Here is an 11,970-nt window from a genome sequence, read left to right on the forward strand (position 1 = left end):
ATCAGGACAATACGGTCGACTCGCGCTGCGTCGCGAGCTGCATGATCTTTTCCTGCGTGGCGTCGGCCGCGCGCAATTCGCCGGTGACGCGGCCTTCGCACATCACGAGAATCCGGTGGCTCATGCGCAGCACCTCGGGCAATTCCGACGAGATCATCACGATCGCCTTGCCGTCGGCGGCGAGCGCATCGAGCAGCTTGTAGATCTCGCTTTTCGCGCCGACGTCGATGCCGCGCGTCGGCTCGTCGAAGAACAGGATGTCGCAGTCGCGCAGCAGCCACTTCGCGATCACGATCTTCTGCTGGTTGCCGCCCGACAGCAGCCGCGCGGGCTGCGCGACCGACGGCGTGCGGATCGCGAGCTGCCGCACGTACGCCTGCGCGGTGTCGCGCATTTCGCGTGCATCGAGAAACACGCCGCGGCGCACGAAGCGGCGCATGCTCGACAGCGCGATGTTGTTCTGCACGTCCATCCCGACCGCGAGCCCGAAGTGCTTGCGATCCTCGGACAGGTAGCCGATCCCGTGCGCGACCGCATCGGCCGGCGTGCGGATCGTCACGGTCTTGCCGTGCACGCGGATCTCGCCCGCGTCGACCGGGTCGGCCCCGAACACCGCGCGCGCAACCTCGGTGCGACCCGCTCCCATCAGCCCCGCGAAGCCGAGAATTTCGCCGCGCCGCAGCGTGAAGCCGACGTCGCGGATCGTGCGGCCGCGCGACAGCCCGCGCACTTCGAGCGCGACGTCGTTCGCGGACGTATCGGGCGGCGTGCGGTGCTCCGACTCGAGCTGGCGGCCGACCATCATCGCGATGATCGCGTCCATCGACGTTTCCGCCATCGGCACGGTCGCGACGTACTTGCCGTCGCGCATCACGGTCACGCGATCGGCGATCTGGCGCAGTTCGTCCATCTTGTGCGAGATATAGACGATGCCGACGCCGTGCGCGCGCAAGTCGCGGATGATGCGGAACAGCTCTGCGATCTCCGCGTTGTTGAGCGCGGCGGTCGGCTCGTCCATGATCAGCACGCGCGAGTCGAACGACAGCGCCTTCGCGATCTCGACCATCTGCTGCTTCGCGACCGTCAGCCGGCCGACCGGCGTGCGCGGGTCGAGATCGAGTCGCATCCGCGCGAAGATCGCGGCCGCGTCGCGGTTCAATTTGTCTTCGTCGACGAACACGCCGAAGCGGCCGCGCGGCTCGCGGCCGATGAAGATGTTCTGCGCGACGCTCAGATGGTTCATCAGGTTCAGCTCCTGATGGATGATGCCGATCCCGAGCGCCTGTGCGGCGCGCGGATCGGCGATCTCGACTGCGCGGCCGTCCATCCGGATCTCGCCGTCGTCGCGCTGATAGACGCCCGCGAGGATCTTCATCAGCGTCGACTTGCCGGCGCCGTTCTCGCCCATCAGCGCATGCACTTCGCCGGCACGCAGGTCGAAACGGCAGTCGTCGAGCGCCTGCACGCCCGGAAAACGCTTGCCGATGCCGCTCAATGCAATCAGCGGCGGCGCGGCGTTCAGGTTCGGGTCGGGTTGCATGGGTTCGGGATTCCGCTGCATTCAGCCGATCGCGCGATCGAGATGCGTATAACCGCCATCGACGAACAACCACTGGCCCATCGTGTGCGATGCGCGTTCCGACAGCAGGAACACGGCCGTGTCGGCGATTTCCTCAGCCGTCGTGAAGCGTTTGCCGAGCGGCACCTTGCCGGCAATTTCAGCGAGCTTCGCATCGGGCTCGTCGAAACCGACGAGCCAGTTCCTGTAAAGCGGCGTCATCACCTCGGCCGGGATCACCGCGTTCACGCGCACGCCGTCGTCGCGCAATGCGACGGCCCATTCGCGCGTCAACGCGAGTTGCGCGCCCTTCGACGCACAATAGCCGCTCGTGTTGCCCTGCCCGGTGACGGCCGTCTTCGACGAGATGTTGACGATCGCGCCGCGCGTCGCCTTCAGGTGCGGCACGCAGTAGTGCGCCATCACGTAGTAGTGGATCAGGTTGCGTTCGAGCGACGCGACGAAGGCGTCGCGCCCGGCGTCGAGCCCGATGCTGTCGTTGATGCCCGCGTTGTTGACGAGGCCGTCGATGCGGCCGAAGCGCGCAACGGTCTGCGCGACCGCATCGCGGCACTGCGCGTCGTCCTGCAGTTCGACCGACACGCACGCGGCGCGCGGCTGCTTCTGCTCGAGTTCGCGCCAGAATGCGTCGTCGGGCGCGTGACGCGCGAACACCACCGGAATCGCGCCTTCGCCGGCGAGCCGCATCGAGATCGCGGCGCCGATGCCCGATGCACCGCCGGTCACGATCACGACCTTGTCTTGCAGGTTCAAATCCACTTCGCGTCTCCGTCGTTCATGTTGTCGCCGCGTACGTCGTGCGGCGTGCGGCGCCGTACTTCAGCCGCGGAACAGGTACTGCTCCAGCGATTCGGGCTTCATCTCGATCGAGAAACCGGGCGCCGTCGGCGGCATGTACGCCGCGCCGCGCACCACGCACGGTTCGACGAAATGCTCGTGCAGGTGATCGACGTATTCGGTCACGCGCCCTTCCTTCGTGCCGGAAATGCACACGTAGTCGATCATCGACAGGTGCTGCACGTATTCGCACAACCCGACGCCGCCCGCATGCGGGCACACGGGCAGCCCGTACTTCGCGGCCATCAGCATCACCGCGAGAATCTCGTTCACGCCGCCGAGCCGGCACGCGTCGATCTGCACGACGTCGATCGCGCCGCGCGCGATGAACTGCTTGAACAGCACGCGGTTCTGGCACATCTCGCCGGTCGCGACCTGCACCGGTGCAATCGCCTTGCGGATCTTGCGATGCCCTTCGACGTCGTCGGGGCTCGTCGGCTCCTCGATGAACCACGGCCGTGCGAACGCCAGCTCGCGCACCCAGTCGATCGCCTCGTCGACTTCCCACACCTGGTTCGCGTCGATCATCAGCTTGCGGTCCGGGCCGATCACCTCGCGCGCGATCGTCACGCGGCGGATGTCGTCCTCGAGGTTCGCGCCGACCTTCAGCTTCACGTAGTCGAACCCCGCGTCCACCGCTTCGTGGCACAGCCGGCGCAGCTTGTCGTCGCTGTAGCCGAGCCAGCCGGCCGACGTCGTGTAGCACGGGTAGCCGTCGCGCTCCAGCGTCGCGATCCGCGCGGCCTTGCCGGGCGCCTGCCGGCGCAGCAGGTCGAGCGCTTCGTCCGGCGTCAGGCAGTCGGTCAGGTAGCGGAAGTCGATCGCACGCACCAGCTCCTCGGGGCTCATGTCGGCGACGAGCCGCCACAGCGGCTTGCCCACCGCCTTCGCCCACAGATCCCACACCGCGTTGACGACGGCGCCCGTCGCCAGGTGGATCGCGCCCTTGTCGGGGCCGATCCAGCGCAACTGGCTGTCCGACGTGACGTGCCGCCAGAAGCGGCCCATGTCCTCGCGAATCCAGTCGAGGTCGAGGCCGACGACGAGGTGGCGCATCGCGTCGATCGCCGCGCAGCAGATTTCGTTGCCGCGCCCGATGGTGAACGTGAGCCCGTGACCTTCGAGCCCGTCGCGGTCGGTTTCGAGCACGACGTAGGCAGCCGAATAATCGGGGTCCGGATTCATCGCATCGGAGCCGTCGAGCTGCTGCGAGGTCGGAAAGCGCACGTCGAGGACGCGCATCGATCGAATGATAGGCATGACGAACCGTCCGTTAAAGGAAATCAGGCCTGCACGGTGCGCTGGCGCTGCTCGCCGAGCCCGTCGATGCCGAGCGTGATCACCTGCCCGGCGCGCAGGTAGACGGGCGGCTTCTGCCCGAGGCCGACGCCCGGCGGCGTGCCGGTCGAGATCACGTCGCCCGGCTGCAGGCTCATGAAGCGGCTCAGGTAGCTGATCAGGTGCGGCACGCGGAACACCATCGTCGCGGTCGAGCCGTTCTGGTAGCGGTGGCCGTCGACGTCGAGCCACAGCCGCAGCGCGTGCGGATCGGGCACTTCGTCGGCCGTCACGAGCCACGGGCCGAGCGGGCCGAACGTGTCGTTGCCCTTGCCCTTGTCCCACGTGCCGCCGCGTTCGAGCTGGTATTCGCGCTCCGACACGTCGTTCACGACGCAGTAGCCGGCGACGTGCGACAGCGCGTCGGCTTCGTCGATATAGCGGCCGCCCCGGCCGATCACCACGCCGAGCTCGACTTCCCAGTCGGTCTTCTCCGAGCCGCGCGGAATCTCGACGTCGTCGTTCGGCCCCGAGATCGCGCTCGTCCACTTGCCGAACACGACAGGCTCCTTAGGCACTTCCATCCCCGATTCGGCCGCGTGATCGGAATAGTTGAGCCCGATGCAGATGAACTTGCCGACGCGGCCGACGCACGCGCCGAGCCGCGGCGTGCCTTCGACGAGCGGCAGCGACGACGGCGGAATGTCGCGCAGCCGCGCGAGCGAGGCCGGCGACAACGCATCGCCGGCGATGTCGTCGATCACGCCGGACAGGTCGCGGATGTGGCCCTGCGCATCGAGCAGGCCCGGTTTTTCATGGTGTTTGTCGCCGAATCTCAGCAGTTTCATGGAGTTGTCCGAACGGAAGCGGAGAGTGGATGGGGAGGCAAGGTCAGTTTGACACGGTCAGTTTGACCAGCCGCCGTCGATCAGGTGAATGGCGCCCGTCGTAAAGGCCGACTCGTCGGACGCCAGATAGGCCGCCAGCGCGGCGATCTCGTCCGCCGTACCGACGCGCCCCATCGGCTGGCGCGCGACAAAGGCGGCGCGCACCACATCGACGGTCGTGTTCTGCTTTTGCGCCTGTTCGGTGATGCGTGCCTCGAGCGACGGCGACTCGACCGTGCCGGGGCAGATCGCGTTGCAGCGAATGCCCTGGCCGACGAAATCCGCCGCGACCGCCTTGGTCAGCCCGATCACTGCCGCCTTGGTCGTGCCGTACACGAAACGGTTCGGCACGCCCTTCACGCTCGACGCAGCCGATGCCATGTTGATGATCGACGCGCCGCCTGCTTCGAGCATCGCGGGCAACAGCGTGCGGATCAGCCGGTACATCGACGTGACGTTCAGGTTCAGCGAGAACGCCCATGCGTCGTCGTCGCAGTCGAGGATCGAGCCGTGATGCACGTAGCCCGCGCAGTTGAACAGCACGTCGAACGCGCGTTCGTTCGCGGCGAGTGCCGCGACGTCCTGTGCGTCGGTGACGTCGAGCCGCCGCGTGGTCAGCCGTCCGCCCGCACGCTCGGCGTCGGCCGCGAGCCGCGCGAGTGCGGCTTCGTTGATGTCGGTCGCCAGCACGTCGGCGCCCTCGCTTGCGAACCGCAGCGCGGTCGCGCGGCCGATGCCCTGCCCGGCCGCCGTCACCAGCGCGCGCTTGCCCTGCAATCTCATGAGCATCTCTCCCGAAAAGCCGGCCGCCAGACGGCCGATTGGCACAAAGGACTAAAGGTCCAACCAATCATAGGGAGTGATCGCCCGTTTGTCACGAAATTGGGATTCAGTATTTACCCGGGCAGGTAAATCCGGCGGGGGGACAAGAATCCGGCGCTCGACCGGCCCTGGCAGCACGTTTGGGGATTCGCGCAAACCCAATACCGGCGGGGCCCTCAGCCCTTTTTCGCGCACGCCCGGCGCGCCCGCCGCGCCAAACTGACGAAAAAGTCATGTCCGCGTCAGGGTCTCAACGGGATGCGCGCGCCATCATGGCGTTGCCGGACCGCGCTTCCGGTACGTCGCCTCCCCGCCCGCGTTCGATCCCTGCGGGCACCTCCGTCCCCCGGCGATGTACTCCGTGACTGGGCGAGCAGACACGGCGCGCGGGCCGATTTTCCGCCCCGGACTTTCCGTCCGGGGCGTTTTTGTCCGTGGATCCCAAGAAAATAAGCGTGGATTGTTTCTAAATCGGCAAAAGGTAATTTGAGCCAGACAGGATGTTTTTTCCGGTCACAGACGCTTACATTTAGCGCACCACTCATGGAAACCGCTACGGATTCGCCATCGGGTAGTGACATCCACTGCCACGGCCGAAACCGCACGAGCTTTAGGAAACGGCAAATGAAGGCCTCCAAATCCCTGCCTGCGCTCGATCCCGCCGACGTCCACGTCGAAATCCTCGAACAGTCCGATACGCTGCTCGTCGTCCGCTGGGTCGAACCCGGCCGCTGTCACTACGGTGAACAGCGCTGGCGCCGCCGCTTCGCGCAACGCACGGGCACCTGCGCACTGTCGCGCCAGGTCATCCACCGCGGCGACGAAGTCTTCCGCCCGGCCGAACGCCCGGCGCCCGCGAATGCGGCCGCGATGATCTCCGCCGCCGAAGTGCTCGGCCTCGCCGGGGGCAGGTAAATCCTGCCGACCGCGTGCCGCGGCCCGCTGCGCCACGCCGCGTGCCGGCCCTAGAAGTGCCGGTCTAATTCCCCCGCTTGTCTGCCACGCCCGCGCGCACTATCGTTACACCACTCAATGTAACGATTACGTGTGCGGCCGACCGGTTGCGCCGATGGAGGCAGACATGCATGCATGGAGCGCGCGCCACGTCCCGGCGCAGGGCGGCAAGGTCGCGGTCGTGACCGGCGCCAACAGCGGCCTCGGCTGGCAGCTCGCGGAAACGCTGGCCGCGAAGGGCGCGACCGTCGTGATGGGCTGCCGCGACGCCGTGCGCGCCGTGCAGGCCGCCGATGCGATCCGCCGGCTCCATCCCGATGCACGCGTCGAAGTCGACGCGCTCGACCTCGCCGATCTCGCGTCGATCGAACGCTTCGCGGCCGACGTCTCCGAACGCCACGGCCGCGTCGACATCCTCTGCAACAACGCCGGCGTGATGTTCCTGCCGCTGCGGCGCACGCACGACGGCTTCGAGATGCAATTCGGCACCAACCACCTCGGCCATTTCGCGCTGACCGGCCACCTGTTGCCCGCGCTGCGCGCCGCCCGGCGTGCGCGCGTCGTGACGATGTCGAGCGGCTTCAACCGCGGCGGCCGGATTCGCGTCGACGACCTGCGCGCCGAGCATCGCTACAACCGTTATCTCGCCTATTGCGACAGCAAGCTCGCGAACCTCGTGTTCGCGATCGAACTGCAGCGCCGCTTCCAGCGCGCGGCGTTCGCCGGAATCAGCGTCGCCGCACATCCCGGCTATGCGGCGACCAACCTGCAGTTCGCGGGCCCGACGATGGACAGCTCGCCCGCCCGCGCCGCGCTGATGCGTGCCGCGAACCGTTATCTCGCGCAGCCGGCCGACCAGGGCGCGCTGCCCGCGATCCACGCGGCCACCGCGCCCGATCTCGCGGGCGGTGCGTATATCGGGCCGTCCGGCTGGTTCGAATCGCGCGGGCTGCCGGCGCCCGCGAGCGTGCCGCGCTCGGCGCGCGACGTGGCTTCGGCGGCGTTGCTGTGGGAAGCGTCGGAAGCCTCGACCGGCGTGCGCTTCCTCAGCTCGGGCGCGCCGGCCGGGCGCTCGCCGGGCCGGCCGTTCGACACGACAGCCGAGGCGCGTTGAACCGCGCGCCGCCATCCGCCATATTCTTCACACTTATTACATCAACCGAAAAGAAAGCCGGTTGAAAGACTGATTCGGCGCACCACTGTTACCGCCCAGGAAACAATTTATCGTCAAAATCAGCGTTTACCCTCAACCCTCCGGTGACTAAGATTTGGTCAATCGCTCAAGACATGGTGTCGACAGCGAACTCAATAAAACACCGGAGGTCATCATGAAATCGCTCGTTTCCGCAGTCGTTGCCGCTGTCGCCCTGTCCGCTTCGTTCGGCGCATTCGCCCAAAGCACCGTGACCCGCGCGCAAGTGAAGAACGAACTGGTCCAGCTCGAACAAGCCGGCTACAAGCCGGGCGTGTCGAGCCCGTACTACCCGAACGACATCCAGAGCGCCGAAGCGCGCGTTCATGGCGCCGACGCCAGCGGCTACGGCGCGCAACCGGCTCCGCTCGTCCACTCGGGCGCCCCGGCTGCCGCAGCGTCGTCGAACGCACGCGACTCGATCTTCTTCGGCCAGTAAGCCGATGCGCCCCCGGCGGGCGCCGCGCGTCGCGCGATAAAGCAAGGAAAAGACGAGCCTCCTTTGCGAGGCTCGTCTTTTTTATGAAACGCATACCTCCGCCGCCCGGCAGCGGGTGGCTTCGCCCGGGCGCTTGGCGTCCGGGCGCTTTTTCGTCTGTGAGGCATGCGTGTGTGCATGCATGCGGGATGAAGCCGTGTGCGCCGGTCAGCGCGCCGCGGCTGCGGCAGGCACCGAACGCGACAGCACGCGCCACCGCGACAGCAGTTCGTCGCGATCGACATAGCAGCCCTGCAGATGCCGGCGGCCGGTCGACGGATCGAACTCGGTGCGTGCATGCAGCACGCGCCGGTTGTCGAACGCCCACATGTCGCCCGCCCGCAGCCGGCGCTGCACGCGAAAACGCGGCTCGCGCGCGAGCGCGAGAAACCGCCGGTACGCGCGATAGACCGCGGCGACCGATCCGGCCGGCGCATCGAGCGGCCCGCGCAGGAAGTTCGCGACGCGCACCTCGGTCACGTTGCCGCGCGCATCGAGCCCGATCACCGGCGCCGAACAGCGGTAGTCGCTGTTCGCACTCTTGTTCCAGAACTCGAACGGCGTCGACGCAAGTTGCTCGAAATCGGCCGGATGCTCGCGCCGCAGCGCGTCCGCGAGCGCGAAACCGTCGAGGAATACGCTGTCGCCGCCTGTTGCGTCGTTGGCGAGGCAATGCAGGAACTGCACGCCCGGCTGCAGCTCGCGCGTCGGCAGATCGGTATGCGGCGGCAGGTTGAGCGACGTATACGCATTGCTGTCCGGACGCGGCTTCGATTCGACGTCGAACAGCACGCCGAAATTGCTTTCGCGGATCAGGCCGACGCGGCGCGCGATCTCGTCGACACGGCCACGCTCGGCCGGCACGCCTTCGACGAGCGTCAACCCGGTGCGCTGCAACGCGGCGAGCCATGCGAACAATGCGCCGTCGTCCTCCATCACGTCGCGCCACGCGAACACGCCGATCGCCGTCGCGTCGTCGCCGGCCCACACGTGCCGCCCGTGCGCGGCCTGGCGCTCGGCGCGCGACGCGTCGTCGTACGCATGCGCGCGCAACCAGCCCGGCGACCACGCGCTGCGATGCCCGTCGTTCCACTCGACATGCAGCGCGCCGTCGGTTTCGACGTGCACGGTGAGCGCCGACAGGTCGTCGCGCGCGTCGGCGATCTCGAACACCTGCTCGCGTGTGACCGCATGCACGCATGCGGAACACGCGCAGTTGTCGCGCAGCCAGTCGAAATGGAACGGCGATCGTCGCGTGTCGCTCCACTCGACGTCCACCGCTCCGTCGCCGATGGTCGCCGCCGCAATGGCCGCGTCGGCGGAAAACGTCCGCCAGTCCTCGATACGGTGTTGCGCTGCCTGCATCGTTGCCTCCCGGAAACGCCCGCTACGCGTGTGGTGCGAGCAGAAACCCGCCGATCGTCCGGTGCATCCGTGCCGCCTGCGGGCTCGTCCCGAGCGCGCGCCAGCAGCCGTGCACCAGCCCCTCTCCCATCCAGTAGTGCGCGGCCCCGCCGGCCGCGCGAATCCGTTCCACGTACACGCGCGCATCGTCGCGCAGCGGATCGTGTTCCGCGCCGATCGCGAGCACGGGCGGCAAGCCGTCGAAACGCGCCGCCGCGAGCGGCACCGACGCGCGCAGCAGCGGGCTGCCGTCCAGCAGTGCATCGGACAACTGACCGTCCAACTGGCCGCCCAACCGGTCGTCCCAGTACAACGCACGATAGCGATGAACGTCGTCGAGCGTCAGCATCGGCGCATGCGCTTCCGTTTCGCGCGCGGGCGATTGCGGTTCGAACCCGAGCATCGGATAGACGAGCGCGATGCCGTCGATGCCGCGTTCGCCCGCATCGCGCAGCGCGGTCGCGACGGCCGCCGCAAGCATGCCTCCCGCGCTGTCGCCCGCGAGCGTCAGCGGATACACGCACGCCCCGAACGGCCAGCGCGCATCGCGTGCGGCGCGTGTGACCGCGAGGCAATCGTCAAGCGCGGCCGGCGCGCGGTGTTCGGGTGCCAGCCGGTAGTCGACCGCGATCACGTCGAGCCCCGTGTCGGCCGCCAGCTGCGCGGTGATCAGCGCATGACTGTCGAGCGAGCCGACGACGAACCCGCCGCCATGAAAAAACAGCACCGTGCCGCGCGGCTCGCCGTGCGCGGACGTGTAGCGCCGCAGCGCGATTGCGCGTCCGTCCGGTGCGTGCCACACGGCATCCTGCTGCACGATGCCGGCCGGCAGAGCCGCCGGCGTCCACTCGGCCGCGAAGCGGTCGTAGAGGCGGCGCTGCTCGTCGGGCGAGCGCGCCGCCGCATCGGCCGGATACCACGCGTCGACGGCCGCGACGAACGCCGCGATTTCCGCTTCGAGCATCGTGTGCGCTCCGCGATTGAAGATTGACGACGCTAGCGGCGCGGCGGCAGCCCGATCACGCGGCCCGCATAGGCCGGCGCCGCGCAATCGCGCTGCAACGCATGAAGCTCTGCAACGCGCGCGGCGACGTCTTCGTCGAACGGCGCCGACTTCGCGCCGTCGCGCGTATCGACGTGCAGCAGCATCTGCTCGCTCGCCGACACCGCGTCGTCGTGCCCATCCGCGAACAGTTCGAGATACAGGTGCAGCCGCTTCGCGTCGTGCGCGAGCACGCGCGCATCGACGCGCACCTGCGTGCCCTCCTTGATCTCGTGCAGGTAGTTCACGTGCGCTTCGAGCGTGTAGACCGAGCGGCCTCGCTCGCGACGCGCGGCGTCGTCGAGGCCGATGCGATCCAGCAACGCATCGGTCGCGAAGCTGAAGATCAGCAGGTAGAACGCATCGCGCAGGTGGCCGTTGTAGTCGACCCACTCGGGCCGCACCACGTCGCGGTAAATCGTCAGCGGGGTATCGCCCGTCATCGCCTGTCCTTTAGTCCTCGAATCGCATCCCGTGCCGCGCCTTCACCGCGGCGATCGACTTCAGCACCTCGGTGATGCACTCGTCGCGATAGCGTTCGAGTTCCTTGATGCTGCGCGTGCCCTGCTGTTCGGTCGTGCCTTCGACGACGCTGTCGATCAGCGCATCGGTGAGCGTCGGCGCGACCAGCTTCGTCCACGGCAGTTCGAGCGCGGGGCCGAACTGCTGCATGAAGTGTCGCATGCCCGCGTCGCCGCCGGCCAGCGTGTAGGTCAGGAACGTGCCCATGAACGACCAGCGGATGCCCGCGCCGAAACGGATCGCGTCGTCGATCTCGCCGGTCGTCGCAACCCCTTCGTTGACCAGATGCAGCGCCTCGCGCCACAGCGCTTCGAGCAGCCGGTCCGCGATGAAGCCCGGTACTTCCTTGCGCACATGCAGCGGCCGCATGCCGAGCTTGCGGTAGATCTCCATCGCCGCCTCGACCGCTTCCGGCGACGTGCGCTCGCCGCCGAGCACCTCGACGAGCGGCAGCAGGTAGACCGGATTGAACGGATGGCCGACCACGCAGCGCTCCGGATGCGTCGCACGTGCGTAGAAATCCGTCGGCAGCAGCCCCGACGTCGACGACGCGATGATCGCGTCGGGTTTCGCCGCGCGGCTGATCTGCTCGTGCAGTTCGAGCTTCAGCGCCTCGCGCTCGGGCGCGCTTTCCTGGATGAAATCCGCATCGGCGACGCATGCCTCGATCGTCGACACGAACCGCAGCCGCGCGGGATCGGCGCCCGGCGCGAGGCCGACGCGTTCGAGCGCGGGCCATGCGTTCGCGACGTTCGCGCGCAGCCGTTCTTCCGCGCCCGGCGCGGGATCCCACACGACCACATCGAGACCGTGCGCGAGCGCGCGGGAAATCCACCCGCTGCCGATCACGCCGGTGCCGATGGCGGCGAACGTCTTGATGTCGGTCTTCACAGCCATGTCAACGCATCCTTCAAATCAGGGGAAATCGGTGGGCGGCCACGCCGATGCGCGCCGCCCTGTCGTATCGGTCAGCGA

The 11,970-nt window shown here is 67.8% G+C and carries 12 protein-coding genes; 3 read left to right on the forward strand and 9 right to left on the reverse strand.

Translation table 11 applies throughout. From position 1 onward, the window contains the following. Position 1: 1 nt before the first annotated feature. The 5 genes from LXM88_RS26900 to LXM88_RS26920 are packed head-to-tail and all read right to left on the reverse strand — an operon-like array spanning position 2 to position 5,364. Complete coding sequence (locus LXM88_RS26900; protein ID WP_262545751.1) at positions 2-1,540, reverse strand: sugar ABC transporter ATP-binding protein; 1,539 nt, start codon at positions 1,538-1,540, stop codon at positions 2-4. Between the two features lie 21 nt (positions 1,541-1,561). Then, positions 1,562-2,338: an SDR family oxidoreductase gene (locus LXM88_RS26905; protein WP_262545753.1), complete on the reverse strand. Its 777-nt coding sequence runs from the start codon at positions 2,336-2,338 to the stop codon at positions 1,562-1,564. A 60-nt stretch (positions 2,339-2,398) separates the two neighbouring features. After that, entirely contained in the window at positions 2,399-3,676 is a 1,278-nt protein-coding gene (locus LXM88_RS26910) for an L-fuconate dehydratase (RefSeq protein WP_262545754.1), read from the reverse strand. Positions 3,677-3,699: 23 nt separating this feature from the next. Continuing rightward, entirely contained in the window at positions 3,700-4,542 is an 843-nt protein-coding gene (locus LXM88_RS26915; protein ID WP_065501325.1) for an ureidoglycolate lyase, read from the reverse strand. 57 nt (positions 4,543-4,599) lie between these two features. Further along, positions 4,600-5,364 carry an SDR family oxidoreductase gene (locus LXM88_RS26920; RefSeq protein ID WP_262545755.1) on the reverse strand — a complete coding sequence of 255 codons (765 nt, stop codon included), beginning with the start codon at positions 5,362-5,364 and terminating at the stop codon, positions 4,600-4,602. 663 nt (positions 5,365-6,027) lie between these two features. Here LXM88_RS26920 and LXM88_RS26925 point away from each other — a divergent pair. From LXM88_RS26925 to LXM88_RS26935, 3 genes are all read left to right on the forward strand, one after another. Continuing rightward, entirely contained in the window at positions 6,028-6,318 is a 291-nt protein-coding gene (locus LXM88_RS26925) for a DUF3331 domain-containing protein (RefSeq protein ID WP_262545757.1), read from the forward strand. Between the two features lie 166 nt (positions 6,319-6,484). Beyond that, positions 6,485-7,471, forward strand: coding sequence for an oxidoreductase (locus LXM88_RS26930; protein WP_262545758.1), 987 nt, complete (start codon positions 6,485-6,487; stop codon positions 7,469-7,471). Between the two features lie 214 nt (positions 7,472-7,685). Continuing rightward, positions 7,686-7,988 (forward strand): DUF4148 domain-containing protein, encoded by a 303-nt coding sequence (locus tag LXM88_RS26935; RefSeq protein WP_096473632.1) that lies wholly within the window; start codon positions 7,686-7,688, stop codon positions 7,986-7,988. A gap of 207 nt (positions 7,989-8,195) precedes the next feature. On the opposite strand, the gene LXM88_RS26940 is transcribed toward LXM88_RS26935, so the two are convergent. From LXM88_RS26940 to LXM88_RS26955, 4 genes are read right to left on the reverse strand one after another with little or no spacing between them, the layout of a single operon-like run. After that, a complete protein-coding gene (locus LXM88_RS26940) occupies positions 8,196-9,392 on the reverse strand; it encodes a TauD/TfdA family dioxygenase (protein WP_262545760.1) in 1,197 nt (398 codons plus the stop codon). Positions 9,393-9,414: 22 nt separating this feature from the next. Next, positions 9,415-10,395 (reverse strand): alpha/beta hydrolase, encoded by a 981-nt coding sequence (locus LXM88_RS26945; protein WP_262545761.1) that lies wholly within the window; start codon positions 10,393-10,395, stop codon positions 9,415-9,417. A gap of 32 nt (positions 10,396-10,427) precedes the next feature. Next, a complete protein-coding gene (locus tag LXM88_RS26950; protein ID WP_072441924.1) occupies positions 10,428-10,916 on the reverse strand; it encodes a thioesterase family protein in 489 nt (162 codons plus the stop codon). 10 nt (positions 10,917-10,926) lie between these two features. Continuing rightward, complete coding sequence (locus LXM88_RS26955) at positions 10,927-11,892, reverse strand: L-carnitine dehydrogenase (RefSeq protein WP_072441925.1); 966 nt, start codon at positions 11,890-11,892, stop codon at positions 10,927-10,929. Positions 11,893-11,970: the final 78 nt, after the last annotated feature.

This window comes from Burkholderia sp. S-53 (genome assembly GCF_025560745.1).
Classification (GTDB): Bacteria; Pseudomonadota; Gammaproteobacteria; order Burkholderiales; family Burkholderiaceae; genus Burkholderia; species Burkholderia pyrrocinia.